At 51.6% G+C, this 26,388-nt stretch carries 25 protein-coding genes and 1 tRNA gene; 13 read left to right on the top strand and 13 right to left on the bottom strand.

Annotated elements, in window-relative coordinates:
• Positions 1 to 11: 11 nt before the first annotated feature.
• From purK to ppiB, 4 genes are all read right to left on the bottom strand, one after another.
• Positions 12 to 1,079, bottom strand: a complete 1,068-nt coding sequence (purK, locus tag OGY06_RS08420) for a 5-(carboxyamino)imidazole ribonucleotide synthase (RefSeq protein ID WP_008783999.1) — start codon at positions 1,077 to 1,079, stop codon at positions 12 to 14.
• Complete coding sequence (purE, locus tag OGY06_RS08415; RefSeq protein WP_003831107.1) at positions 1,076 to 1,585, bottom strand: 5-(carboxyamino)imidazole ribonucleotide mutase; 510 nt, start codon at positions 1,583 to 1,585, stop codon at positions 1,076 to 1,078. Before purE ends, purK begins: the two co-directional genes overlap by 4 nt.
• Positions 1,586 to 1,823: 238 nt before the next feature.
• Positions 1,824 to 2,546 (bottom strand): UDP-2,3-diacylglucosamine diphosphatase, encoded by a 723-nt coding sequence (gene lpxH / locus OGY06_RS08410; protein ID WP_003831108.1) that lies wholly within the window; start codon positions 2,544 to 2,546, stop codon positions 1,824 to 1,826.
• Positions 2,547 to 2,548: 2 nt separating this feature from the next.
• On the bottom strand, positions 2,549 to 3,043 hold the full coding sequence (ppiB, locus tag OGY06_RS08405) for a peptidylprolyl isomerase B (RefSeq protein ID WP_003021875.1): 495 nt from the start codon (positions 3,041 to 3,043) through the stop codon (positions 2,549 to 2,551).
• A gap of 173 nt (positions 3,044 to 3,216) precedes the next feature.
• On the opposite strand from ppiB, the gene cysS reads away from it, so the two are divergent.
• On the top strand, positions 3,217 to 4,602 hold the full coding sequence (gene cysS / locus OGY06_RS08400) for a cysteine--tRNA ligase (protein WP_003831109.1): 1,386 nt from the start codon (positions 3,217 to 3,219) through the stop codon (positions 4,600 to 4,602).
• A 77-nt stretch (positions 4,603 to 4,679) separates the two neighbouring features.
• Here the strand turns inward: cysS and OGY06_RS08395 are convergent, their stop codons facing one another.
• The 3 genes from OGY06_RS08395 to folD all read right to left on the bottom strand — a co-directional run bounded on the left by OGY06_RS08395 (position 4,680) and on the right by folD (position 6,410).
• Complete coding sequence (locus OGY06_RS08395) at positions 4,680 to 5,204, bottom strand: metal-dependent hydrolase (RefSeq protein ID WP_063941352.1); 525 nt, start codon at positions 5,202 to 5,204, stop codon at positions 4,680 to 4,682.
• Between the two features lie 125 nt (positions 5,205 to 5,329).
• The gene (gene ybcJ / locus OGY06_RS08390) at positions 5,330 to 5,542 is read right to left on the bottom strand and encodes a ribosome-associated protein YbcJ (RefSeq protein WP_003831111.1); all 213 of its coding nucleotides are present in this window, start codon (positions 5,540 to 5,542) and stop codon (positions 5,330 to 5,332) included.
• 1 nt (position 5,543) lies between these two features.
• On the bottom strand, positions 5,544 to 6,410 hold the full coding sequence (folD, locus tag OGY06_RS08385; protein WP_003831112.1) for a bifunctional methylenetetrahydrofolate dehydrogenase/methenyltetrahydrofolate cyclohydrolase FolD: 867 nt from the start codon (positions 6,408 to 6,410) through the stop codon (positions 5,544 to 5,546).
• Positions 6,411 to 6,985: 575 nt separating this feature from the next.
• On the opposite strand from folD, the gene fimA reads away from it, so the two are divergent.
• The 6 genes from fimA to sfmF all read left to right on the top strand — a co-directional run bounded on the left by fimA (position 6,986) and on the right by sfmF (position 13,055).
• Positions 6,986 to 7,540 carry a type 1 fimbrial major subunit FimA gene (fimA, locus tag OGY06_RS08380; protein WP_032934356.1) on the top strand — a complete coding sequence of 185 codons (555 nt, stop codon included), beginning with the start codon at positions 6,986 to 6,988 and terminating at the stop codon, positions 7,538 to 7,540.
• 77 nt (positions 7,541 to 7,617) lie between these two features.
• On the top strand, positions 7,618 to 8,151 hold the full coding sequence (gene fimI, locus OGY06_RS08375; RefSeq protein WP_003831114.1) for a type 1 fimbrial protein subunit FimI: 534 nt from the start codon (positions 7,618 to 7,620) through the stop codon (positions 8,149 to 8,151).
• 41 nt (positions 8,152 to 8,192) lie between these two features.
• Positions 8,193 to 8,885: a type 1 fimbria chaperone FimC gene (gene fimC, locus OGY06_RS08370; protein WP_063941353.1), complete on the top strand. Its 693-nt coding sequence runs from the start codon at positions 8,193 to 8,195 to the stop codon at positions 8,883 to 8,885.
• 7 nt (positions 8,886 to 8,892) lie between these two features.
• Positions 8,893 to 11,514 carry a fimbrial biogenesis usher protein gene (locus tag OGY06_RS08365; RefSeq protein ID WP_286605080.1) on the top strand — a complete coding sequence of 874 codons (2,622 nt, stop codon included), beginning with the start codon at positions 8,893 to 8,895 and terminating at the stop codon, positions 11,512 to 11,514.
• A 4-nt stretch (positions 11,515 to 11,518) separates the two neighbouring features.
• The gene (fimH, locus tag OGY06_RS08360) at positions 11,519 to 12,526 is read left to right on the top strand and encodes a type 1 fimbria D-mannose specific adhesin FimH (protein WP_003831117.1); all 1,008 of its coding nucleotides are present in this window, start codon (positions 11,519 to 11,521) and stop codon (positions 12,524 to 12,526) included.
• 34 nt (positions 12,527 to 12,560) lie between these two features.
• On the top strand, positions 12,561 to 13,055 hold the full coding sequence (sfmF, locus tag OGY06_RS08355) for a fimbria assembly protein (protein ID WP_174785122.1): 495 nt from the start codon (positions 12,561 to 12,563) through the stop codon (positions 13,053 to 13,055).
• 49 nt (positions 13,056 to 13,104) lie between these two features.
• Here sfmF and fimZ read toward each other — a convergent pair whose 3' ends face one another.
• The 3 genes from fimZ to fimW all read right to left on the bottom strand — a co-directional run bounded on the left by fimZ (position 13,105) and on the right by fimW (position 16,026).
• The gene (gene fimZ, locus OGY06_RS08350; protein WP_003831119.1) at positions 13,105 to 13,737 is read right to left on the bottom strand and encodes a fimbria biosynthesis transcriptional regulator FimZ; all 633 of its coding nucleotides are present in this window, start codon (positions 13,735 to 13,737) and stop codon (positions 13,105 to 13,107) included.
• 586 nt (positions 13,738 to 14,323) lie between these two features.
• Positions 14,324 to 15,046 carry a fimbria biosynthesis regulator FimY gene (fimY, locus tag OGY06_RS08345; RefSeq protein WP_063941355.1) on the bottom strand — a complete coding sequence of 241 codons (723 nt, stop codon included), beginning with the start codon at positions 15,044 to 15,046 and terminating at the stop codon, positions 14,324 to 14,326.
• Positions 15,047 to 15,432: 386 nt separating this feature from the next.
• Positions 15,433 to 16,026 carry a fimbria biosynthesis transcriptional regulator FimW gene (gene fimW / locus OGY06_RS08340; RefSeq protein WP_008784010.1) on the bottom strand — a complete coding sequence of 198 codons (594 nt, stop codon included), beginning with the start codon at positions 16,024 to 16,026 and terminating at the stop codon, positions 15,433 to 15,435.
• A 34-nt stretch (positions 16,027 to 16,060) separates the two neighbouring features.
• Between fimW and OGY06_RS08335 the strand changes: the two genes are divergently transcribed.
• Positions 16,061 to 16,240 carry a hypothetical protein gene (locus OGY06_RS08335; RefSeq protein WP_003831122.1) on the top strand — a complete coding sequence of 60 codons (180 nt, stop codon included), beginning with the start codon at positions 16,061 to 16,063 and terminating at the stop codon, positions 16,238 to 16,240.
• A 39-nt stretch (positions 16,241 to 16,279) separates the two neighbouring features.
• A tRNA-Arg gene (locus OGY06_RS08330) sits at positions 16,280 to 16,356 on the top strand.
• A gap of 37 nt (positions 16,357 to 16,393) precedes the next feature.
• Here OGY06_RS08330 and torS read toward each other — a convergent pair.
• Positions 16,394 to 19,159: a TMAO reductase system sensor histidine kinase/response regulator TorS gene (torS, locus tag OGY06_RS08325; protein ID WP_286605078.1), complete on the bottom strand. Its 2,766-nt coding sequence runs from the start codon at positions 19,157 to 19,159 to the stop codon at positions 16,394 to 16,396.
• A gap of 82 nt (positions 19,160 to 19,241) precedes the next feature.
• Between torS and torT the strand changes: the two genes are divergently transcribed.
• A complete protein-coding gene (gene torT / locus OGY06_RS08320; RefSeq protein WP_286605076.1) occupies positions 19,242 to 20,273 on the top strand; it encodes a TMAO reductase system periplasmic protein TorT in 1,032 nt (343 codons plus the stop codon).
• Here torT and torR read toward each other — a convergent pair.
• Positions 20,246 to 20,938, bottom strand: a complete 693-nt coding sequence (gene torR, locus OGY06_RS08315; RefSeq protein ID WP_020996565.1) for a two-component system response regulator TorR — start codon at positions 20,936 to 20,938, stop codon at positions 20,246 to 20,248. The genes torT and torR overlap by 28 nt on opposite strands.
• 131 nt (positions 20,939 to 21,069) lie before the next feature.
• Here torR and torC point away from each other — a divergent pair, with 131 nt between their 5' ends.
• Genes torC through torD form a run of 3 tightly spaced genes read left to right on the top strand, consistent with a single transcriptional unit; the run spans position 21,070 to position 25,389 of the window.
• Positions 21,070 to 22,248 (top strand): pentaheme c-type cytochrome TorC, encoded by a 1,179-nt coding sequence (gene torC / locus OGY06_RS08310; RefSeq protein ID WP_149335016.1) that lies wholly within the window; start codon positions 21,070 to 21,072, stop codon positions 22,246 to 22,248.
• Positions 22,238 to 24,778: a trimethylamine-N-oxide reductase TorA gene (gene torA, locus OGY06_RS08305; RefSeq protein WP_063941357.1), complete on the top strand. Its 2,541-nt coding sequence runs from the start codon at positions 22,238 to 22,240 to the stop codon at positions 24,776 to 24,778. The genes torC and torA overlap by 11 nt, the downstream gene beginning before the upstream one ends.
• On the top strand, positions 24,775 to 25,389 hold the full coding sequence (gene torD, locus OGY06_RS08300; RefSeq protein ID WP_003831129.1) for a molecular chaperone TorD: 615 nt from the start codon (positions 24,775 to 24,777) through the stop codon (positions 25,387 to 25,389). Before torA ends, torD begins: the two co-directional genes overlap by 4 nt.
• A gap of 55 nt (positions 25,390 to 25,444) precedes the next feature.
• Here torD and uspF read toward each other — a convergent pair whose 3' ends face one another.
• Positions 25,445 to 25,873: a universal stress protein UspF gene (gene uspF / locus OGY06_RS08295; RefSeq protein WP_003831130.1), complete on the bottom strand. Its 429-nt coding sequence runs from the start codon at positions 25,871 to 25,873 to the stop codon at positions 25,445 to 25,447.
• Positions 25,874 to 26,388 lie beyond the last annotated feature (515 nt).

The raw sequence follows: 26,388 nt of genomic DNA, 5'->3' as shown, positions 1-26,388 counted from the left end.
CCCATGTCTTCTTATTTCAGTTTTGACTGCGCCCAGATAATACCGCTGGCATATTCCGGCGGCAGCAGGGGGATAAGCGCTTCCAGCGTTGCGCTAAGGCGCGCGGTATCGCTGTCGCTCAGGTTCAGATGACCCACCTTACGCCCTTCACGCACCTCTTTGTCATACCAGTGCAGATGCACCAGCGGCAGCTTCAGCCAGTCGTAGTTCAGGTCGCTACCAATCAGGTTTACCATCACCGAAGGGTGGTTCACCACCGGCGTCGGTAATGGCAGGTTGGTAATGGCACGTAGATGCAATTCAAACTGGCTGATGCTGGCGCCGTTTTGCGTCCAGTGGCCACTGTTGTGCACGCGCGGAGCCAGTTCGTTAATCAGCAGACCTTCCGGGGTGATGAAACACTCCATCGCCATCACGCCGACATAGCCCAGCTCCTGCATGATGGCAGAGAGCATTGCTTCAGCCTGTTCCTGCTGTCTGGCGTTAGCCTGCGGGAACACCACGCTGGTGCGCAGAATGCCATCCTGATGCAGGTTATGGGTCAGCGGATAGAAAACGGTGCTGCCGTCGTGCGCACGAGCGCCAACCAGTGAGACTTCACCGGAGAAGTTGATTCCCCGCTCGACGATGCACTCGCCGTAGCAGTCGTCCGGCAGTTGCTCGGTTTCATTTGCGCGCAAGCGCCACTGTCCACGTCCGTCGTAGCCGCCGACGCGACGTTTCACGATCGCCAGCTCGCCAAGTTTGTCGAATACAGCAGACCATTCGCTTTTATCTGCCAGCAGTTGCCACGGCGCGGTCGCCAGACCGAGTTTGTCAAAAAGCTGCTTTTGCGTCAGACGGTCGGCAATAATCGGGAAGACGTCGCGGTTAACAAACGCCGGGTGGCGTGCCAGTTCGCGGGTGAGTGCCGTTTCCGGCCAGCGCTCAATCTCAGCGGTGATCACGCTTTGCTGAAAAGGGACCGCAGCCGGTTCAGCGTCCAGCCCGACGGGCCAGACGGCTATGCCCAGTGGCTCACCGGCCTGGCGCAGCATGCGCCCTAGCTGTCCGTTGCCAAGTACGCAGACCTGCTTCATGCGACACCTCGCGGGTCCGGGTTCTCCAGCACCTCATCGGTTTGCGCTTTGCGCCAGTCGTTCAGACGCTGGTGTAAGGCTTTGTCGTGTGTTGCCAGAATTTGTGCTGCCAGCAGGGCCGCATTTGCCGCACCCGCTTTGCCGATCGCCAGCGTGCCGACCGGAATACCGCGCGGCATTTGAACGATAGAGTAGAGGCTATCTACGCCGCTCAGCGCTGCGCTTTGCACCGGAACACCGAGGACAGGCACCAGCGTTTTCGCCGCAATCATGCCAGGCAAATGCGCTGCGCCACCGGCCCCGGCAATAATCACCTGATAACCGTTCTCTTCAGCGCTTTCGGCGAAGCTAAACAGTTTGTCTGGGGTGCGGTGGGCGGAGACGACTTCAACATGATGCGGAACGTCCAGGATTTCGAAGATTTCGGCGGCGAACTGCATGGTAGCCCAGTCGCTTTTGGACCCCATCACGATGGCGACACGCGCCGGATTATTGCGGGAAGACATGCGTCTGAAAACTCCTGTGGTGCACTACACTCGACTTTTGAGGCCACAGAGAATAGCATAATTCACCGCCAAGGAAAACGATTGCGCACTTTGCACTTCACTCTTCAAGCGGCCTCTTTGTTGGCTACATCTGCTCACCCCAGTCACTTACTTTTGTAAGCTTCAGGGGACTCACAGATTTGCCGCCTCGATGCAACTCGAATAGTTTTGTGTAAAGAGGAACTGGGTATCTGCAGAATTAAAACGGAAATGCGATCAGTTCAACGTCGTCAGGGGTGACTTTGATCATCGAACCTTCGGTGTGCCATGCGCCTAAAACCACGCGGAAAGCGGGTTGCTCATTGGCCGTAAGCTCGTGGACGGCAGGGCGGTGGGTATGGCCGTGAATTAACCACTGAACCTGATGTTTTTCCATCTCGCTAATCACGGCCTGCTGATTCACATCCATGATTTCCAGCGATTTGGTGTCGTTGGCTGCTTTGCTGTTGGCACGCATTTTCGCAGCGATTCGCTGGCGAACGAACAGCGGCAGAGCGAGGAACAGCTTCTGTAACCAGGGTTGATGCACTTTGGCGCGAAATGCCTGATAGCCTGCGTCGTCGGTGCATAAGGTGTCGCCATGCATGATCAGCACCTTGCGGCCATACAGGTCGAGCACTTTTTCTTCGGGAAGCAAGGTCATGCCGCTCGCACGGGCAAAACGTTTACCGAGCAGAAAATCACGGTTGCCGTGAATAAAAAAGCAGGGAACGCCGGAATCAGTCAGTGATTTTATCGCCGCGGCCATTTCACGATGCAGCGGATTAGGATCGTCGTCGCCAATCCAGGCTTCAAACAGGTCGCCAAGAATGTATAGCGCATCGGCCTTTCGCGCATCACCGGCTAAAAAACGCAGAAAACCGGCGGTAATCGCCGGTTCTTCTGTGCAGAGGTGAAGATCTGCAATAAACAGTGTCGCCACGATTACTCGCTGACGGTCACGTTTTCGATGATAACGTCTTCTTTTGGCACATCCTGATGCATACCGCTGCGACCAGTGGAAACGCCTTTGATTTTATCAACCACGTCCATGCCTTCAACAACTTCAGCGAACACGCAGTAACCCCAACCCTGCATGCTTTCGCCGGAGAAGTTCAGGAAGTCGTTGTCTGCAACGTTGATGAAGAACTGTGCGGTTGCGGAGTGCGGAGCCTGAGTACGCGCCATCGCCAGCGTACCACGGGTGTTTTTCAGACCGTTGTTCGCTTCGTTTTTGATCGCTTCTTTCGTGGCTTTTTGCTTCATGCCTGGCTCGAAACCGCCGCCCTGGATCATGAAACCGTTAATAACACGGTGGAAAATGGTGTTGTTGTAAAAACCTTCGCGGCAGTAGTCCAGGAAGTTTTTAACTGTTTCAGGCGCTTTATCATCAAACGTTTTGATTACGATATCGCCGTGATTAGTGTGGAAAGTAACCATTTTTGCATCCTGTTCCGATAGATTGGTGCTTCGACCCCGTCAAGGGTCAGAGTTAGGGGTGTGTTATAGCATAACCGCAAGCTGCGATCACCTCGCAAAGTGTGCTGCTTCCGGTCTAAATTATGGGTATTATACAGACTTTACTATCCACACACGTCTACACGGAATCTTCGATGTTAAAAATCTTTAATACACTGACGCGCCAAAAAGAGGAATTCAAACCTATTCATGCCGGGGAAGTCGGCATGTACGTGTGTGGTATTACCGTTTACGATCTCTGTCATATTGGCCACGGACGTACCTTCGTTTCTTTCGACGTCGTTGCGCGTTATCTGCGCTTCCTCGGCTATAAGCTGAAGTATGTGCGCAACATTACCGATATCGATGACAAAATCATCAAGCGCGCGAATGAAAACGGCGAAAGCTTTGTGGCGTTGGTCGACAGAATGATCGCGGAAATGCACAGCGATTTCGATGCGCTGAATATTCTGCGCCCGGATCTGGAGCCGCGTGCTACGCACCATATTGCTGAAATTATCGAAATCACTGAACAGCTGATTGCCAAAGGTCACGCTTACGTTGCTGATAACGGCGACGTGATGTTCGACGTGCCGACTGACCCGAACTACGGCCAGCTGTCGCGCCAGGATCTGGATCAGCTGCAGGCAGGCGCACGCGTTGACGTGGTTGATGTGAAGCGCAACCCGATGGACTTCGTGCTGTGGAAAATGTCCAAAGAAGGCGAGCCGAGCTGGCCGTCTCCGTGGGGAGCGGGCCGTCCGGGCTGGCACATCGAATGTTCGGCGATGAACTGCAAACAGTTGGGCAACCATTTCGATATTCACGGCGGCGGTTCGGACCTGATGTTCCCGCACCATGAAAACGAAATCGCTCAGTCCACCTGTGCACATGACGGTGAGTACGTTAATTACTGGATGCACTCAGGGATGGTGATGGTTGACCGCGAGAAAATGTCCAAATCGCTGGGCAACTTCTTTACCGTTCGCGATGTGCTGAAATACTACGATGCCGAAACCATCCGTTACTTCCTGATGTCCGGTCATTACCGTAGTCAGTTAAACTACAGCGAAGAGAACCTCAAGCAGGCGCGTTCTGCGCTGGAGCGTCTGTATACCGCGCTGCGTGGCACCGACAAATCCGTTGCGCCAGCCGGTGGCGAAGCCTTTGAAGCGCGCTTTATTGAAGCGATGGACGATGACTTCAACACCCCGGAAGCCTACTCCGTGCTGTTTGATATGGCGCGTGAGGTTAACCGTCTGAAGGGTGAAGATATGGCGGCGGCTAACGGCATGGCTGCGCATCTGCGTAAGCTTTCCAGCGTACTGGGCCTGCTGGAACAGGATCCAGAGGCATTCCTGCAAAGCGGTGCTCAGGCGGATGATGGTGAAGTTGCTGAAATTGAAGCGTTAATCCAACAGCGTCTGGATGCACGTAAGGCGAAAGACTGGGCGGCAGCTGACGCCGCGCGTGACCGTCTCAACGAGATGGGCATCGTGCTGGAAGACGGCCCGCAGGGTACCACCTGGCGTCGTAAGTAACTCTGTAATGCCCGGTGGCGCTTACGCTTACCGGGCCGTGTAGGCCGGATAAGACGCATCGCGTCGCATCCGGCAGATTAATGTTTCCGATACCACCACAGCACACCCATCATTACGATTCCCGGCAGCCATACCCACATCAACTCCGACATGATCACCTGGTGCCCGTACGGCGTGGCGTAGCGTGATAACGCAAACGGGGCGACTTTAATCACCTGCCATGGCGCGAAGAAGCGTTCATCCGACCACGGCCACAGCCAGCCGACGCCTTTGCCGCCGGTGGTGACAGAATCCAGCAGACTGTGGGACAGCAGTGAAACTGTCAGGAATAGCCAGCAGCGAATCAATCCCGCCTTAAACCATCGTCGGCCAATCATGACGCAGAGCAGCGGTACCACGAAGGCGAACAGCAGTGAGTGGGTAAATCCCCGGTGGCCAAACACATTGCCGTAGGCGACGCCGAACTTAAATGACAACACGTCGGCATCTGGCAGCATGGCCAGAACGACGCCAGCAAACAGTAATCGTGGGGGGATGACTTTAAGTCCGAGACCTAAGCCTAAACAGAGCGGAACGGCCGCGTGAGTAACGATAGTGGGCATGATGATCGCTTCGTGTTGAAAAACAACATGCTAACAGTTCACTGTGAAGCGGGGATGAAGTCATTATCTGAAAACGAGAGGGGGAAGTGGCCGGATACGGTGTTAACCTCATCCGGCACTTAGGGTCACGCCACGACGTTAATGCTGTGGCCTTCAAAGCTGACTGTCTGTCCGGCAACGATTTTGCAGCGTTTACGCGTTTCAACAACGCCATCGACCTTCACTAACCCTTCGCCAATAGCAATTTTTGCCTGGGCGCCGCTTTCGCTCCAGCCTTCCAGCTTCAGCAAATCGCAGAGTTCAACGTGTGGGTGTTTACCCAGTGAAAATGTGGCCATCTTAAACGTCCTTTACATCATGATATTCAACACACGCCTGCAGCGTGTTTTCGATAAGTGTGGCGACCGTCATTGGGCCTACGCCGCCGGGGACCGGCGTGATATATGACGCTCGTGCGGCCGCATCGTCAAAGACCACATCGCCAACAACCTTACCATTCTCCAGACGGTTGATGCCGACATCAATCACAATCGCACCTTCTTTGATCCACTCACCAGGAATAAAGCCCGGTTTACCGACGGCAACAATCAGCAGGTCAGCATTTTCTACGTGGCGGCGCAGATCTTTGGTGAATCGGTGGGTGACGGTGGTGGTGCAGCCAGCCAGCAGTAGCTCCATACTCATTGGGCGACCGACAATATTCGAGGCGCCAATGACCACGGCATTCAGACCGTAGGTATCGATGTTGTAACGCTCAAGCAGGGTAACAATACCGCGCGGAGTACATGGGCGCAGGCGCGGCGCGCGCTGGCACAGACGACCGACGTTATACGGGTGGAAACCGTCAACGTCTTTATCTGGTGCAATACGTTCCAGCACTTTCACGTTGTCGATACCCGCCGGCAACGGCAGCTGTACCAGGATACCGTCGATGGTGGTATCTGCATTGAGCGTATCGATCAGCTCAAGAAGCTCCGCCTCGCTGGTGGTTTCAGGCAGGTCATAGGAGCGGGAGACAAACCCCACTTCGTCACAGGCTTTGCGTTTACTCGCAACATAAATCTGCGAAGCCGGGTTGCTACCTACCAGCACAACAGCCAGGCCTGGGGCGCGTAATCCAGCCGCTAAACGCGCCTGAACTTTTTGAGCAACCTCAGAGCGCACCTGCTGCGCAATCGTTTTACCGTCAATAATCTTTGCTGCCATCAGAGAGAGAATTCCGTCTGTTACGTTAAACCGAAGGGGATGCCACTATTTTGTCAGAAGCGGGGCGTGCTGTCAGTTTTCGTTTGCGTTTTTACGTGCGATAGGGATCACCGCGGTCCGCGTACGGGGTCAGTTCAGAGGCTGAAGTCCCCCGGATAATTAATGAGCATGCGAATTAAAATTAACGTGAATGAAACAATTCATCACCCTGGTGTTTTCAGGGGTAATGCGCCATAAACCAGTCTGTTACGTACCTTTATGGAAGGATTTAAGTAATATTCACCCAGATTTTTCTTAGGTCCCAATAAGAATTGGCCAGGGTCAATAAAAGGATTTGCAGGTATTTTTCATTAATTGAAATGTTTAATTTAACCCTGTGACGAATAGTCATATTCGCGAAGATTAATTAGTGAATCAAATACTCAGGAGAGTTGGGGTAAAAGGTTAGCTAATTCTCTTGCGATATATATCTTTACAGGATGCAGAGATAATTAGCCTGACATTTAATGTCGATAATGATTCAAACGGATCCCGCAGGACGCCGGAGCCGGATGTGTGTAATTCAAGGGAAATCCATGAAACGTAAATTAATGACCTCTTCTGTTATTGCCAGCCTGATGTTAGTTGCAGGTGCAGCGGTTGCAGCCGATCCGGTAAGCGTTAGCGGCGGTACTGTGCATTTTGAAGGTGAACTGGTCAATGCAGCCTGTGCAGTCAGTACTCAGTCATCCGATCAGGTTGTCACCTTAGGCCAGTATCGTACCGCCAGTTTTACCGCAGTTGGCGATACAACGGCGCAAATTCCGTTCTCAATCGTGCTGAACGACTGTGATCCGAAAGTTGCCGCAACCGCAGCCGTGGCTTTCTCTGGTCAATCCGACATCACCAACAACAACCTGCTGGCCGTCACTTCTGCAGACAACGGTACCACTGCCAGCGGTGTCGGGATTGAAATTCTGGACAATACGTCCACCGCGCTGAAGCCGGATGGAGCCACCTTCTCTACCGCTCAGGCGCTGGTAGAAGGGACCAACACCCTGCGTTTCTCTGCGCGTTACAAAGCCACAGCCACCAGCGCTACGCCGGGTCAGGCAAATGCCGACGCGACGTTCATCATGAAGTACGAATAAGCCGTTCTGATTTGCGCAAGGATGACGTTCGCCTCACTGGATGAGGCAATTTCCGGGGATGATGAAGGATGCGGCAGATGATAGGGAAAGGCGTGGCGCTGGCGGGAATGCTGTGCGTACTGCCTGTGTTTGCACATACGGTAATACTGGAAAGTGGCCGCCTTCACTTACGAGGGCAGCTCGTCAATGGTGCCTGTACGGTCGCTACCGACAGCCAAAATTTGCGGGTGCAAATGGGGCAGTATCGCACCAATGCTTTCTCCGGGACGGGAAGCTTTGCCTCTACCAGCGTGCCGTTTTCACTGCGCTTAACGTCATGCAGCTCCGATGTTTATGACCATGTTGGGATTGCGTTTGCAGGTGTGACGCCAGCGGAAGATCCGCAGGTTTTTCTTGCCAGTGGCGATGCGTCTGCGGCTTCAGGGATCGGTCTGGCGTTATTTGATGAGCGCCAACGGCAAATTATTCCGAATGCGCTGCCGCTTCATTATGCGCCGATTATAACGCAAGAGATGACGTTTCATTTCACTGCCCGCTATCGGGCTGTCTCGGAAAATATAACGCCGGGAGCGCTTCGTTCAGACGTGTGGTTTACGTTGGTTTATCCCTGATTTATTTTCCAACGATAATCGCATCAAAGGTATTTGTAGCTATGTTTAATTATCTAAAATCAGGTTTTATCCTTTTACTGGCCTTATTTTCTGCTGCCAGTGTTCAGGCTGCAGGCGGTATTGCATTAGGCGCTACTCGCGTTATTTATCCAGCCGATGCCAAACAAACGTCCCTGTCTATTAGCAATAGTGATACCAAAGAACGTTACCTGGTCAATTCATGGATCGAGAATAGCGCAGGCGTTAAAGAAAAATCGTTCGTAGTTACGCCTCCGTTGTTTGTCAGCGAGCCCAAAAGCGAAAACACGCTGCGTATCATCTATGCAGGTGTTCCGCTGCCTAAAGATCGTGAGTCGCTGTTCTGGATGAACGTGAAAGCCATTCCGTCAGTCAATAAAAACAGCCTCGAGGGTAAAAACGTTCTGCAACTGGCGATTCTGTCCCGCATCAAGCTTTTTGTACGTCCGAATAATCTGCAGCAAATTCCGGAAGATGCGCCCGGGATGCTGAAATTCTCCCGTACCGGCAACCACCTGAAAATCAACAATCCTTCAGCGTATTACGTCACCTTGGTCAATCTCAACGTGGGGAAAACGAAGGTTGATAACGTGATGGTCGCGCCGAAAAGTGATGTGCAGGTCCTGCTACCAACGGGCGTTCAGGGCAACGTCACGTTCCAGACGGTCAATGATTATGGCGCCGTGACCCCGGCCCAAACGGTTAGCGTGCGTTGAGATAACGATGAATAAGACAACGTATTTTCCTGGCCTGTTACCGGGGGTTACGCCACCGCTGGCGGGGGTGGCGTTGTCCACGATGGCGGCGCTCTTTCCCTCTTTAAGCCATGGGGAAAGCTATTTTAATCCGGCCTTTTTATCTGCGGATACGGCAACCGTGGCGGATTTATCACGTTTTGAAAAAGGCAATCATCAGCCTGAAGGTGTTTATCGTGTGGATATCTGGCGCAACGATGAGTTTGTTGCCACTCAGGATATACGTTTTACGACCAGCGCGGGAAAAGCCGGGGAGAAGTCCGGTGGGCTGATGCCATGTTTTGGACTCGACTGGGTGAAGCGCCTTGGTGTCAATATCACCGCATTTCCGGCACTCAGTAAGGATGCGAACGATACCTGTATCAATCTACCTGAGGCGATTCCAGGCAGCGAGATTGCATTTGATTTTTCTACCCTGCGCTTAAACGTCAGCCTGCCTCAGGCGTCAATGTTAAACAGCGCGCGTGGCTATATTCCGCCGGAAGAGTGGGATGAAGGGATCCCGGCTGCGCTGGTCAACTACAGCTTTACCGGCAGCCGCGGCAGTGACACTGACAGCTACTTCTTAAGTATGCTCAGTGGCCTGAACTATGGCCCCTGGCGCTTGAGAAATAACGGCGCATGGAGCTATTCCAAAGGTGACGGATACCACTCACAAAGCTGGAAAAATATCGGTACATGGCTTCAGCGCGCGATTATCCCGCTGAAGGGTGAACTGGTGATGGGCGACAGCAACACCGGCAACGACGTTTTTGACAGCGTCGGGTTTCGCGGGGCGCGGCTCTATTCCTCAGACAGTATGTATCCCGACAGCTTACAGGGCTACGCGCCTACCGTTCGCGGCATTGCGCGTACCGCAGCGAAACTGACCATTCGTCAGAATGGCTATGTGATTTATCAAAGCTATGTTTCACCGGGCGCTTTTTCGATAACCGATCTCAACCCGACGTCATCCAGCGGTGACCTTGAGGTGACAGTGGACGAAAAGGACGGCAGCCAGCAGCACTATACGGTGCCGTACTCCACGGTTCCCTTGTTACAACGAGAAGGGCGTTTCAAATACGACGTGGTTGCCGGGGATTTTCGCAGCGGCAATAGCCAGCAATCTTCACCGTTCTTTTTCCAGGGAACATTAATTGCCGGGTTACCAGAAGGCTACACCGCTTATGGCGGTACGCAGCTGGCCTCACGTTACACCGCGGTAGTTTTAGGCACTGGCCGAAACCTGGGGGACTGGGGGGCGGTTTCTGTGGATTTAACCCATGCGCGCAGTCAGCTGGCGGATGACAGTACGCATCAGGGGCAGTCTTTGCGTTTTCTGTATGCAAAATCGCTGAACAACTTTGGCACAAACTTCCAGCTGTTGGGATATCGCTACTCAACGCGCGGCTTCTATACCCTTGATGACGTCGCGTATCGCAGCATGGAAGGCTATGAGTATGAATACGACAGCGAAGGTAATCGCCACGACGTGCCCGATGTGAAGAGCTATCACAATCTGAGTTACAGCAAAAAGGGCCGCTTTCAGATTAACATTTCGCAGAACCTGGGAGACTACGGCTCGCTGTATGTTTCGGGGAGTCAGCAAACGTACTGGAATACCTCAGACACCAATACCTGGTATCAGGTGGGCTATGCCAGCGGCTGGCAGGGGATTAGCTATTCACTCTCCTGGTCGTGGAATGAATCGGTAGGCATCTCCGACACCGACCGTATTCTGGCATTCAATATGTCAGTGCCGTTCAGCCTGCTAAGCGGACGGCGCTACTCGCGTGATAACGCGCTCGATCGCACCTACGCCACCTTTAATGCCAACCGCAACAGCAACGGACAAAACAGCTGGCAGAGCGGGATCGGCGGGACGTTACTGGATGGGCGCAACCTGAGCTACAGCGTGAATCAGGGGCACAGCAGCACCAACGGCTACAGCGGAAACGCCAGCGCCAACTGGCAGGCGGCCTATGGCACGCTGGGCGTGGGATACAACTACGATCGCGATCAGCATGACTACAACTGGCAGCTCTCCGGCGGCGTGGTGGGGCATGCGGACGGTATTACGCTCAGTCAGCCGCTGGGGGACACCAACGTGCTGGTTAAAGCGCCTGGCGCGCAGGGCGTACGAGTAGAAAACCAGACCGGCGTGCAAACCGACTGGCGTGGATACGCGGTGATGCCGTATGCCACCGTTTATCGCTATAACCGCGTCGCATTAGATACCAATTCAATGAACAACAATACCGATGTGGAAAATAACGTTAGCAGCGTCGTGCCAACGCAAGGGGCATTAGTGCGAGCGGCGTTTGATACACGTATCGGTGTGCGGGCGCTGATAACCGCGAAATATGCAGGTAAACCTGTGCCATTTGGCTCCGTTGTGCGTGAAAACACCAGCGGCGTGACCAGTATGGTGGGCGAAGACGGGCAAATCTACCTGAGCGGCTTGCCGCTAAAAGGTGAATTACTGATCCAATGGGGGGAAAGCGCTAACGCTCGCTGCGTGGCGCACTATGCCTTGCCTGAGGAGAGTCTGAAACAGGCGGTGACGCTCACGAACGTGACGTGCGAATCTCCAACAGCACGACAGGAATAATACGATGAAACGACAAACGGGTTTGTTACTGGGATGCGCTTTACTGCTGATGGCCCATTCGTCATGGGCGACAGTCTGCCAAAACTCGAATGGCACACCAACGGATGTTTTTTACGATCTGTCGAACGTCTTTAACAGCAGCAATAACCGGCCGGGACAGGTGGTGACGTTACCGGAAAAATCGGGCTGGATTGGCGTTAATGCTACCTGTCCGGCCGGGACGACGGTGAATTACACCTATCGAAGCTACGTTACGGAACTCCCTGTGCAAAGTACAGAAAATGGTTTTCAGTACCTGAAACTCAATGACTACCTGCTGGGGGCTATGAGCATCACCGATAGCTCTGCTGGGTTGTTTTATCCCCCGCGTAATTATATCCGTATGGGAACTCATCCCAACGTACCTAAGCAGCAGCCTTTTGGCGTAATGGATTCAAAGCTGGTGTTTAAACTCAAAGTGATTCGCTCGTTTATTAACATGGTGCCGATCCCGCGCCAGACCATGTTCAGAGTCTATGTCACGACCAGTACTGGAGATGCGCTAAGCACGCCGGTTTATACCATCAGCTACAGCGGTAAGGTGGAGGTTCCACAAAACTGTGAGGTGAACGCAGGGCAGATTGTCGAGTTTGATTTTGGCGATATTGGCGCATCGTTGTTCAGCAAGGCGGGGGCAGGAAACCGTCCCGAAGGCATTAATCCGCAGACCAAAACGGTGGCGATAAAATGCACCAACGTCGCTGCACAAGCCTACTTAACCATGCGGGTAGAGGCCGAGAAAGCCTCCGGGCAAATGATGGTATCGGACAATCCTGACTTAGGGTTCATTGTCGCCGACAAAACCGGTAGACCGCTGACGCCCAATAATCTGTCCAGCACGATCCCATTTCAACTGGATGATAACGCCGTGGCAAACGTGAGTATTCGGACATGGCCGGTCAGCGTGACAGGGAATAAACCTACCGAAGGGCCTTTTACTGCCCGTGGCTATCTGCGAGTAGATTATGACTAACAAGCAAACGCCAACTTCATGGGCGCTTTTGGTGATGCTGCCCATACTGATATTCAGCTCGTTGTGCCATGCGGCCTCATCGCTGGGCGAAATCAATATTGAACTGCGCGGAAACGTGGTGGACTTTACCTGTGCGGTGATTGCCAGTGACAGCAATAAGTCGGTTGAATTGGGCACCTGGCCAACAAAGCAGTTACAGACCAGCGGGGATACTACCCAACCAGTCGCGTTTACGCTGAAGCTGGAAGGCTGCCCGCCGGGATCCGCGTCAATAACGTTTTCTGGTACTCCGGCCCCCGGTACGACGTTGTTGGCGCTTGATGACGCAGTGATGGCGCAAAAGGTGGCGATCGAACTGCATGACAGCGACCGTACGCGATTACCGCTCGAGCAGGCCAGCCAAACCGTGGGGATTGATGAGAACGGCAATGCCACGCTGACCTTTTTCGCCAACTATATCGCGTTAGCAGACGGGGTTCAGCCAGGCCTCGCCAGGGCCGATGCCACATTTATGATTAACTATAACTAATCAATGCGCGGATAAAATGCTCCCGAACGAAGTCTCGCCGGGAGTGCTATTACATTAATTCATGCATTTTTGCGTAATCGATCAGCTCAACTATAGTATGTAAGCCGAGTTTGGCGTAGATGTTAGCTTTGTGAGCACTAATCGTTTTATTGCTGAGTAACAGCTGCTCAGCAATTTCCTTATTAGAGAGGCCATTTGCCAGATAACGCAAAACCGTAACTTCGCGATTAGAGAGAGGCATGTCATTCAATACACCTTTTTTCATATTTATATTGTTAATGAAGTTTAGGGTGTCTGAAGGGAAAAAAGAATATCCCGATAAAATCATTTTTACCGCATTGTAGATATCATTCAAATCCTTTCGTTTACTGACAAAACCATTTGCACCGGCCCGGATAGCACGCCCGGCATAAAAGGACTCCGATTTGGAGGAGAGAAACAGCACCCGAGTATTCTCCTGCAGAGACTTTATTCTCTTGAGTAATGTAAATCCATCTGAACCAGGTAGTTCAATATCCAGAATGACAAGATCGACAGGGTAAGTGCGCAGGTGCTCTATTGCCGTACGGCTGTCATCGGTCTTCAACACAACCTGGATATTACTGTTTTTTTCAAGTAGTACTTCTATCGACATTCTGACAATAGGGTGTTCGTCCATAATGATAACGGATGCTGGTTTCATTGTTGTATGCCTCAAACTGTATGCGTATCTTGATAATTTTATAAAACATCAGGCGTTATAATATTGTCAAATAGCCAAGGGTTGTTCTGAGGGAGAGTCGAATAAATATTATTTCATCCTTGTTTATTCGGTTGCTCTTCTACAGAACAATGAATTTGTGGAAAATCCATTTCACACTGGGAAAACTAACAATTAATCAGAAAACTATGGGGATTATACCTGCTCTGTTCTTTCGGAAAAGGCTTACAACATTCAGGTTGTTAATGTCAGTTAGGATGTTCTAAAAGATCCAGATGTGTTAATGACTATTGGCATTATTTTACTGCTGTTTGAATTATGGCAGACTGAAAAAAATTTTTAAATGGTAAAAACAATACAATAAACTAATTGTTTAGGATTTGTTAAGGTGGGAATGACGATATTTGTGCGGATATGTACAGAATCAGTATGGTTTACTGGGGTGGTGGAAGTTAGCATAATACCAGGAATAGTTGTAAATATTAAATAGTTGTGAAATTTAGATCTTTTATCTCATATAAAAATAAGTAATTTCCTAAAAAATCTTATAGCACATAGGGTTAGGGTGTTAAATTAAATGAGCAGAGGTAACGCTGAGGCGATGTATCAGGTGCAAAAAATGCTGCCGGTTTGCTAAGCCCAGACGCGCAATCAGCTGGTTCAGGCGATAGATGATACGGTGGTAGGGGCGAGCTTGTAACAAAGCAATCTCTTTTAAGGAGTTACCTTGTAAAAGTAATTCCACCATCTCCCAATCGAGCTGGTTTATGTGCCTGGAGTGAATATAGTTAAGGACTGGCGACAAGAAAGCGCGGCGCATCTCCGGGAGGCGCAGGCTACGTGACAAGATATAAAATGGACCGGACAGAGAAATAAAAGGGATTAGGTCTTCATCGTGGCGGGAAAGCAATATGAAGATTTGGATGTTATTCCGCGGTTTAATTAGCTGGCGCAGATACTCCAGAACATCAAAATAAGAGATTGTTAAACCTTCCATATCAACCACTAACTGACTAATTACCGACTCTCGCAGGCTGACTTTGGCCGATTCAATGGTCTGGAAGATCGCGGTACGTGCTCCTGAAAATAAATGTCGACCCAGCGCATAGGCCAGATAGTAATCTGTCGTAATAATCGCCTGAGATATAGTGTCACTCGGTAATGTGTATTCGAGTTTTTGCGTCAGATACTCAAGTTGGTCAAATACCTGTGATGTGTAGTGAGGATATTGCCAGGTACAGTTAGTGTTTCGTATACGGCGATGTCGATCCCGGCGTTTTGCGCTGTGCATCCTTTTCCATTCCATTTCTGTTGCGGCAGGTCTGGATAAATTGCCGACTATAAACATCCCTGACCCAAATTTTCTCCAGCGTAAAGGCGAGTTTCCTTGTGCTGTTGGGTTTCAATGCTTCAGCAATCATCAGACTGGCAATTGCGTATCCCATCAGAATAATCTGCCGGAAGTTTTCTGATGTCTTACTCAATGCCCAAAAAGTCGTTTTATCCAGTTCAACCTCTCTATGGGATTAGATAAAATATTACCGGGTGTGTCTTTCTGTTACCCCGGAAATAGTAAGCCAGGATTATTCTGGCAGCCTGAAGCCAGGTACAGTAGGTGTCGATACTTAATTGGTGATGAGATTTTTCTCAATAAAAAATCAGGCAGAGAGATGCCACCTAATTTTGTAGAAAGTTCAGATGCGCCCGGATGTATCTTAAGAATTGCTGATCGTTTTTCACATGCAGCTTTTTCATAATGCTGCGACGAGTGGCTTTGGCCTGAATTTCGCTTACCGAGAGCAGGTGAGCCGTTTCGGCTAAGGTATAGCCGCTGGCGAGAAACATTAAGAACTGACGTTCTTCGATAGAAAAGTTGCGAGTGGTGCAGTAATGGCAGATAGTTGCGGGCACGTTGTTGCGCAGCGCACGTTTTTGCAGGATGAGGACTAATTTTTTAGTCATTTCCTCAACGTCATCTTCCCGATAGATCAGTGGCAACATGTACAGGCAGGGCCGGAACATCAGCTTATCTTTATCGTTTCTGTTGCAGATGACAACCCGGTGTTGGCGGCGGGTATGGACCGGAATCTGATAGCAATCGGCGCTGAGCCAATCTTCATCCAGGGAAATAAACGCGATGTCAGCGCGATCGATATCCTCGACGGGCAAAAAGCAAATCTCCTGATGCCACTGATTTGCCAAATGGGAGATGATAATTTTTAGTCCATGTTCGAAGTGACTGTTTTCTTCCTTGATGGCGATACTTAACATTAAAGAGTTCCTGAACCGCTGGAGGGGTAAGGGAATGTTAAGCAAAATCATAAATATTCTAAATACATGTATCCCTAAATCTGGCGTTTCGTGGGCTGAGTTGTTACCAGGCGATTTCCTGGATACCCTTGAACAAGCAGAAAAAATCAACATTCGTTCACTTCGCCAGCAACTGAAACAAAAGGCATTGACTCAGCAGGCGCTGACCGTATAATTCACGCGTTTCATCTGCATGAAGTAATCACTTCGCAATGCGCCCTTAGCTCAGTTGGATAGAGCAACGGCCTTCTAAGCCGTAGGTCGTAGGTTCGAATCCTACAGGGCGTACCATTCAAAATCAGTCCCTATGCTCAGCTTCAACGTACCGTTACGCGCGGGACAATTTTTCTTTTTCCAGCCAACGTTCTACCTCATAAAGACTTTGTTGGATCTCCTCTCTGAGTGAAAAATCACCCAACGGCTGCTGTTCAAGTGCTGCACACATCGTGCTGGCTGAGCGCATTCCCATGCTGGCGCAGCTGCTTTTTAGCTGATGCGTCAGACGTTTTATCCGCTCGTCGTCATGTGCTGCGCGGGCAGCGTCAATCTCATCTAATACAGGAAGAGTGTGTTGCTTAAAGAGCGCTAACCATTCGTGCACCTTTTGCCATCCCATAACCTGGATATCTCCAGCCAACTGCTGAAAATCTAACCGTTTGTTGTCATTTTCTGATGCAAGCGGGGGAGTCGCACTACCATGCAGATAATGCGTAATAAGTCGACTGAGTTCATCCCGGGGGACTGGTTTTTGAATAATGCCAAGGAACAGGGTGCTGGTTCTTTGGCTTAGCGTTTCGTCGATGACGTGCGCGCTAAAGCCGATCAGGCTAAGTGCCGGATAGTCGTGGGCTAACTGCTGTGCCAGCGTGATCCCGTCGATATCAGGAAGATCGAAATCAACCAGAGCAGCATCGTAGCGTGTATCTTCCTGCAATATTTTTAGCGCCTCAGCGGCACTGCTGGCAGCAGTAACCTGTGCGCCATTGAGGATGAGCATTTCAGTACTGATACGTTGTGTAAGAGGATTATCCTCGATAAGCAATAAGCGTAAGCCCTGTAACGATATGGAACGTTGTGCGGGTTTCATGATGGGCATCGTGGTTGCCCGCAATGGCAGACGCAGTTGGAAACAGCTCCCGATGCCGGGCGTGCTGGTGACGCTCAGCTCTCCCTGCATTGCCTGGGCGAGACTGGCGCTGATGGTTAGTCCGAGTCCGGTTCCACCTCGTTTACTGCTTACCTGAACAAACGGCTGAAAAATATCGTGCTGGCGGGCAGGGTCAATTCCACATCCCGTATCTTCAACCTCGATGTACCAGTTTTTGCCCTCACATCGGCTATGCAGGATGATGTGTCCCCGATCGGTAAAGCGTAGTGCGTTGTTTAATAAATTAGTAATGATTTGCCGGATGCGGCGCGGATCGCCACGCAGGGAAGCGGGAACGTCATCGGCAAAATCCGCAACCAGCACGACCGGGCGACCAGCAACGCGGCTGTTCATGAGTTGAATCGTACTTTCCAGCAAGGGTTTGGGTTCAAAAGGCTCATCGCCTATTGCCACATTTTTTCCACCGGCTTCGATGGCGGAATAGTCCAGGATATCGTTGAGGATGGTCAGCAAAGACTCGCCCGAGTCGGTGATTGCGCGTAGATTTTCCCGATGTTGTGCCAGGACGGGATTGTCTGAGAGCAACTGCGCAGTGCCGAGGATACCATACAGCGGGGTGCGTATTTCATGGCTCATGGCGGCAAGAAACGCCGATTTTGCCTGGTTAGCTTTTTCAGCTTCTGCACGGGCCTGTCGGTGTTCAGATACCATAGAACGCAGCTCGGCGGTGCGAGCTTTAACCTGTGCGGCCAGATGTTCGCGATGGCTATTGAGGGCGTGAACGCTGCCGCGAAAGGCATCCATCAACCGCCCGATAGTATCCAGTTCACGAACGCCTGCGGTTTCCGGGAATGGGGAGTCAATATCCCCCTCCAGCAGACGCTGTAACGCCTGGGTTTGCTGTGCCAGTGGTCGAGTGACTGAGCGATAAACCACACGCCAAAGTATAAGAATCAGCAAACATAATGACACGCCACCTAACAGCAGCAGCAAGTGTTGCCCACGCTGGCTGGTCTGTTTGAGATGCGCCAGTCCACTTTGATTACGCTGGCCGATGGTTTCCACCAACTGGCTGACTTCGCTACTGAAACGGGTAAATTGCTCGATATTATTCTGCGATAAGATCTGCAATTGGGTCGTGATGTCATTATCCTGGCGATACAGGGACAGCAGCTCAACATAACGGCTAATCGTATTGACGGTGTTGGCCACCTGAGTGCGCACCACGGGATCTTCAATACGTATTTGTCGGCGCTGAAGTACTCTGACGGCGGCATTCAGCTGGTTTTCCAGCGCAGCCAGGTTATTCTGCGCCTGGTTATTCCCCAGGTTCATGACCATTTGCTGCACGCGTAGCGCACTCAGGCGCAGTTCATTCATCTGGTTATAATATTCCAGATCGATATCGATGAGCCTGTCCAGCGCGTGTTCAGCGGCCTGCCCCTGATGGCTCTCAATCAAATCGTAAATGCTGGCCTGTGTCGCACCTGCCGACGTGGCGGCATTACTGGCCTGTCCGCGTGCCATTTCGGCAACGTCAGCGGTGGCCTCAATAATTTGCTGGCTGAGTTGTTGCTGTTGAGCGCGTAATTTCAGGCGTTCGCCAACCATCTCCCCCTGGTGGCTTAACGATCGGGCGATTTCTTTCTCCTGCTGTTCAATAGCAGAAGTATCAAAGCCCTGTTCACGAAGGGTTTTGAGTAATGTGGTTATTTTCAGGCTCTGGGCGGTTAACATTCTCCCCTGAGCCAGCCACATATTTTCATTGTCTGCGGTGGTCAGATTTTGTGCGGAAAACAGTTCCCAGGCGCTGGCTTCGCTGAGCTGGCGCGCCATATCCATGGTTGGAATTAGCGCCTGGGTATTGGCCTGCTCAACCTTGCTGACAAAACGCAGGTTATACCAGCCTGTCAGCGTACTGATGAGAGCCAGTGCCGCCATCAGCGCAAAGCCTATCCACAGTCGTTTAGTCAGAGATAAATTCACTGTCTGGTCGCCACAGTTTAAAAAGGTTGAGTCCAAAAGAGGAAAGCAACTAGGATAAAGCCTTATCAATGTTGAGGCTATCATGCGCGTATTGGTTTTCCTGTTAATCACGATTTTTCCCGGTTTGAGTCATGCGGCTGGAGCCGCATTGCTGCGCTGGCAGGATATGCAGCAGGCAGTCCCGGAACTGCAATCGGACGTTACTGCAAACAAAGTCTGGAAACTGTGCGCGCTGTATCCCAGCCTGAAAGACTCCTATTGGCTTTCAGTGAATTACGGCATGCTTGAGGCGGCGAGAAAATACGGAGTAAGTCTGAAGGTGTTAGAGGCGGGAGGGTATCGTCAGTTCTCCACGCAAAAAACACAAATCGCCCAGTGCCAGCAATGGGGAGCAGATGCCATATTGCTGGGTAGTAGCACGACGACCTTCCCGGATCTTTCCGCGCAGGTAGGCGCGTTGCCGGTCATTGAGGTAGTGAATGCGATACACGATCCGACGGTGAAAGCACGGGTCGGCGTTCCGTGGTTCCAGATGGGGTATCAGCCGGGTCGCTATCTGGTCAAGTGGAGCGGTGGCAAACCGTTAAAGGTTCTGCTATTGCCAGGACCTGATGACGCCGGAGGCAGCCGCGAAATGGTGGCAGGATTCCGTCAGGCGATTGCCGGTAGTCAGGTGAACATCGTGGATGTGGCGTTGGGGGATAATGATATTGAAGTTCAGCGCAACCTGTTGCAGGAGATGCTTGAGCGTCACCCGGAGGTCGATGTGGTTGCCGGTACGGCAATTGCTGCGGAAGCAGCGATGGGAGAGAAGCGGAATCCGGGGACGCCGCTAACCGTGGTCTCTTTTTACCTGTCGCATCAGGTATATCGCGGACTTAAACGCGAAAGAATCATTATGGCTGCTAGCGATCAGATGGTCTGGCAAGGTGAACTGGCGATTCAACAGGCGATCAGGGTGCTACAAGGGCAACCGGTACCGGAAAATATCAGTCCGCCGATCCTGGTGCTCACCCCGAAAAATGCCGACAGCCAGCATGTTCAACGCTCGCTGTCTCCTGGCGGGTTCCGTCCGATTTATCTGTATCAGTACACGTCGGCCGCTAAAAAATAACCTTCGCCGTGCTGTGTCACCAGTAAATCAGCCCGTAGCTTGTGGCGCAAACGGCGGATCAATACATCCACGGTGCGTAAGTCTGGATTGTCTACCCGTCGTGCCGAAAGCATACGCAGTAAACGTTCGCGGCTGAGAATTTCCCCCGGATTGGTGACAAAGGCGACCAGCATTTCATACTCGGCGCGGGTGAGTTTGATCGTCTCATCGCCCAGCTCCAGGGTATGCCGGGAGACATTCAGACAGTATCCGGCAAACTGATAGCAGTTATCTTTGGTCTCCGGCTGTGCCTGGCGGGCAAGATCGATACGCCAGAGCAAATTTTTAACCCGAACCACCAGTTCACGTAGCTCCAGCGGCTTGGTGACATAATCATCAGCGCCCATTTCCAGGCCAACGATCCGGTCAATTTGATCGCTACGACCTGTCACCAGAATTATCCCCACCGTTGAGCGTTCGCGCAGGGCGCGGGTCAGCATTAAGCCATTTTCGTCCGGGAGGTTGATATCCAACAGAATGAGATCGACAGGATGTTGTGACATGATTTCACGCAGACCAGCTCCGCTGGCGGTGACAGAGACATGATAACCTTCCTGTTCAAAATAAGCCTGTAACCGTGCCTGGGTGACGGGTTCATCTTCAACAATGACAATGTGATGCGGCATCCTGATGGCGTTCTCTTTCTGTTCATATTTGTTCACATTGTGCCGTAAGCCATTCATCCTGACCAGTGTTGCTGTTCACATTTGAGAAATAAGATCCTTTGTAACTAAACCATAAGATTACAGGGGCTATTATGCGGAAACTATGGAGGGTGCTGCTCAGACCGAGCGCACGTTGGTCAGTGTTGGCGCTGGTCGTTATCGGGATTGTGGTCGGTATTGCGCTGATCGTCTTGCCGCACGTTGGTATTAAATTAACCAGTTCTACCGAGTTTTGCGTGAGCTGCCACAGTATGCAGCCGGTTTACGAAGAATATAAACAGTCTGCACATTTTCAGAATGCCTCCGGGGTACGCGCAGAATGTCATGACTGCCACATTCCATCCGATATTCCAGGCATGGTGAAACGTAAGCTGGAGGCCAGCAACGATATTTACCAAACCTTTGTTGCCCATTCTATTGATACTCCAGAGAAATTCGAAGCCAAACGCGCTGAGCTGGCGGAGCGCGAATGGGCGCGAATGAAGGAGAACAACTCCGCGACCTGTCGTTCTTGTCATGACTATGATGCGATGGACCACGCTAAACAACATCCTGAAGCTGCGCGCCAGATGAAGATTGCGGCCAAGGACAACCAATCCTGTATCGACTGCCATAAAGGTATTGCACACCAGCTTCCCGATATGAGCAGCGGTTTCCGCAAGCAGTTTGATGAGTTACGCGCCAGGGCGAACGACGATGGCGAGACGCTCTACTCTCTGGACATCAAACCTATTTATGCCGCCAAAGGTGATAAAGAACCTGCAGGCTCACTGCTGCCCGCTTCTGAAGTGAAAGTGTTAAAGCGTGATGGTGACTGGCTGCAAATTGAAATTGTCGGCTGGACCGAGAGTAATGGGCGTCAGCGCGTGTTGGCGCAACTGCCGGGCAAGCGCATTTTTGTGGCTTCCATTCGTGGCGACATCCAGCAGCACGTGAAGACGCTGGAGCAAACCACCGTTGCGGAAACGAATACGCCATGGAGTAAATTGCAGGCCACTGCCTGGATGCAGAAGGGCGATATGGTCAACGACATCAAACCGATCTGGGCTTATGCCGACTCACTCTATAACGGAACCTGTAACCAATGCCACGGCGCACCAGAGAAAGAACACTTTGATGCTAACGGTTGGATTGGCACGTTGAACGGCATGATTGGATTTACCAGTCTGGATAAACGTGAAGAACGTACCTTGCTGAAATATCTGCAAATGAATGCCTCTGACACTACGGATAAGCCGCATGGCGATAAGGGAGAAAGCAATGAAAAATAACGATCTCTTTCAGGCATCGCGCCGACGTTTTTTGCTGCAACTGGGCGGCTTGACCGTAGCAGGTATGTTAGGGCCTTCGCTGCTCACGCCGCGTAGCGCTAATGCCGCAGAGGTGCAGGGGGCAGGCGTCAAAGAGGGGATTCTGACCGGTTCTCACTGGGGTGCCATTCGTGCCACCGTGGTTGACGGTCGTTTCATTGAAGCCAGGCCGTTCGAGCGCGATAAATACCCGTCAAAAATGATCGCCGGACTCCCGGATCACGTACACGGTGGAGCGCGTATTCGCTACCCGATGGTCCGCGTGGACTGGTTGCGTAAACGCCATCAGAGCGATACCTCGCAACGTGGAGATAACCGCTTTGTGCGCGTTTCGTGGGATGAAGCGCTGGATTTCTTCTATCAGGAGCTGGAGCGCATTCAGAAGACTTATGGTCCGAGCGCGCTGCTAACGGCCAGCGGCTGGCAATCGACCGGGATGTTCCACAATGCTTCCGGGATGCTGGCGCGTGCCATTGCGCTGCATGGCAACAGCGTGAGTACGGGGGGCGACTATTCCACCGGTGCTGCTCAGGTCATTCTGCCGCGTGTGGTGGGATCAATGGAGGTCTATGAGCAGCAGACCTCCTGGCCACTGGTACTCGAAAACAGCAAAACCATTGTGCTGTGGGGTTCTGATCTCATCAAAAACCAGCAGGCGAACTGGTGGTGTCCGGATCATGATGTCTACGAATACTACGAGCAACTGAAGGAAAAAGTGGCACGGGGCGAGATTTCGGTCATCAGCGTTGACCCGGTCGTCACCTCGACTCATGACTACCTGGGCCGTGACAAGGTTAAGCACATCGCCGTGAATCCGCAGGCTGATGTACCGCTACAGCTGGCGCTGGCACACACGCTGTATACCGAGAAGCTCTACGATAAGCATTTCCTCGAGAACTACTGCGTTGGGTTTGAGCAATTTCTGCCTTATCTGCTGGGAGAAAGTGACGGACAGCCTAAAGATGCCCAGTGGGCGGAAAAAATCTGCGGGATTGATGCTGAGACAATCCGTGAACTGGCACGGCAGATGGCGGGCGGCAGAACGCAAATTATTGCCGGCTGGTGCGTGCAGCGTATGCAGCACGGGGAACAGTGGGCGTGGATGATCGTGGTGCTGGCCTCAATGCTCGGGCAAATTGGCTTACCCGGGGGGGGATTTGGCTTTGGCTGGCACTACAACGGCGCGGGCACCCCAGGGCGTAAAGGCGTTATCCTGAGCGGATTTTCTGGTTCCACCACCGTTCCACCGGTACATGACAGCACCGATTATAAGGGCTACAGCAGTACCATCCCGATCGCGCGTTTTATCGATGCGATTCTGGAGCCGGGCAAGAGCATTAACTGGAACGGTAAAACCGTCAAACTGCCACCGTTGAAGATGTGCGTTTTTGCCGGGACCAACCCGTTCCATCGTCACCAGCAGATCAACCGTATTATTGAGGGCTGGCGTAAGCTGGAAACCGTTATCGCCATCGACAATCAGTGGACGTCGACCTGTCGATTCGCCGATATCGTATTGCCGGCGACGACCCAGTTTGAACGTAACGATCTTGACCAGTATGGCAACCACTCCAACCGCGGCATTATCGCTATGAAGCAGCTGGTGCAGCCGCAGTTTGAAGCGCGTAATGATTTCGATATTTTCCGCGATCTTTGCCGCCGCTTTAACCGTGAAGAAGCGTTCACAGAAGGGCTGGATGAGATGGGCTGGTTGAAGCGCATCTGGCAGGAAGGAAGCCAGCAAGGGAAGGGACGCGGTGTTCATCTTCCGGCTTTCGACGTTTTCTGGAATCAGCAAGAGTACGTTGAATTCGAACATCCGCAGATGTTTGTCCGCCATCAGGCCTTCCGCGAAGATCCTGACCTTGAACCTCTGGGGACGCCGAGCGGTTTGATCGAGATCTATTCGAAAACTATTGCCGATATGCAATATGACGATTGCCAGGGGCATCCAATGTGGTTTGAGAAAATCGAACGTTCACACGGTGGGCCTGGATCGCAACGTTGGCCGCTGCATCTGCAATCCGTCCACCCGGATTTCCGTTTGCATTCACAGCTCTGCGAGTCCGAAGCGCTGCGTAAGCATTACGCGGTAGGTGGCAAAGAGCCGGTGTTTATTAATCCGCAGGATGCCAGCGCCAGGGGGATCCGCAACGGCGATATAGTTCGTGTATTTAACGCGCGTGGACAAGTGCTGGCCGGCGCGGTTGTCTCCGATCTCTACTCGCCGGGCGTGGCGCGCATCCATGAAGGTGCCTGGTACGATCCTGATAACGGTGGAGAAATCGGAGCGCTGTGTAAATATGGCAATCCGAACGTGTTAACCCTGGATATCGGCACGTCTCAGCTGGCGCAGGCGACCAGTGCGCATACTACGCTGGTGGAGATTGAGAAATATGCCGGTAAGGTGGATAACGTGACGGCGTTCAGCGGCCCGATAAAAATGGTGGCGCAGTGTGAATATGTCCCGGTGGAGAAGGTGACGTCATGATGAAACACACCTCCCTGACTACTGAACAGATGGCCTGTGTTTATGCATGGTTGGCGCAAATGTTTTCCCGGGAGCGCGACGGTGAGGGATTAGCGCAATTGCAGTCCAGCGAAATGGCTGAGTGGTTTACCGTGCTCAAAGGTGAACCGTTGCTTGAGGCGGATGTTCTTTTGCTGGAAGCGAAAATTGCCGCACTCAAGGTACGTGAAGACGCTACCCTGGAACTGGCGGCTGATTTTTGCGGCCTGTTCCTGATGTCGGATAAACACGCCGCGTTACCCTATGCGTCGGCTCATCTTGAAGAAGGGCCAAACTACGGGATCATTAAACAACTGTTATCTGATGCGGGCATGCAGGTAAGCGATACGTTTAGCGAATCAGCCGATCATCTGGCGATTTTTATCGAACTGCTGAGCCATCTGCATTTTTCTCTTGGTGAGCCAGGGGTTAGCCGTCAGCGTATTGATGCGTTGCGCAGAGAAACGCTGGCGGGGCTGTTACGCTGGTTACCGGAGTTCACCACTAAATGCCGCAGATATGATGACTTTGGTTTCTACGGTGCGTTGAGCCAGCTGCTGCTGGCATTTGTCAGGCTGGATCATCAGAACTGAGTGATGGCCTGAGCCACAGAAAAACGGGAGCACATTCGCTCCCGTTTTAACCCTATCACCGCACAACCAGCACCGGGCATTTCGCGTGGCGGACTACGGCTGCCGCCGTTGACCCCAGCAAATACGTGCTAAAACCGGGCTTATGTGAGGCAATCACAATAAGCTCGGCGTCCACCGCCTCCGCCAGCTTGAGGATCTGATCCTTCGGTGGGCCGTAAACTACGTGGGTCTGAGTCCTGCCGGCAGGAATATTGAACTGCTTAATAATCTCTTCGAGTTTTTCGCTGGCCTTGGCCTGCAGACCACTTCTGTCCGGAAATTCGGTAGAGTAGGCCAGCCCCAGAGAGGCATAGAACGGAACGGTAGGAATAACGGCTAAAAAGTGGACCTTCGCGGTTTTGGCATGCGCCTGGACCTGCGGCACAACATGACGAGTAAGATCGGCTTCAGAGATATCAATGGGCACCAGAATTGAGCGATACATATTCACTACCTCCTGTTTGTTTTACCTCTATCCCAGAGTGTAGCGAAATTTGTTTCTGTATAATAAGTGACCAGATCAAGGATGTGTGCATCAGTGCGCGTCAATGAAATGTGTGTGTCGTATGACTGGCCGTAATGTATATGTGAGCGAAACAGTAAGATAGGTATCTTCATTAATACGTGTAATCGCAAAATAGAAAAGGGTTCTTTTTTACATGCTTTCATTGTATATTTAATTATATAACGAGTATTGGCATGTGATTAATTTCAGCGACTTTTACTGTTTATAAAATTTTTATTCTGAAGTTTGTGTGGTTAATGGATAATCAAACCTTGCATGTAGAATAAAACTCTAATTTTAAACGAAATTTGATATTTACATTTCATTCTCACTAATTATGCGAGCCCCTTCAAACTTACCCGTTGGCTGATTCTTATTTCTCTCTTTGCTTGATGAATATCAATAAATAGCTGCTTTAGGATATTTATTGTCTACCTCTAAAAGGGTATTCGTCT

This window comes from Citrobacter sp. Cpo147, assembly GCF_030332405.1.
GTDB classification, from domain to species: Bacteria; Pseudomonadota; Gammaproteobacteria; order Enterobacterales; family Enterobacteriaceae; genus Citrobacter; species Citrobacter portucalensis.
Note: the sequence above shows the minus strand (reverse complement) of the source record. Positions and strands in the feature narration are given on the sequence as shown.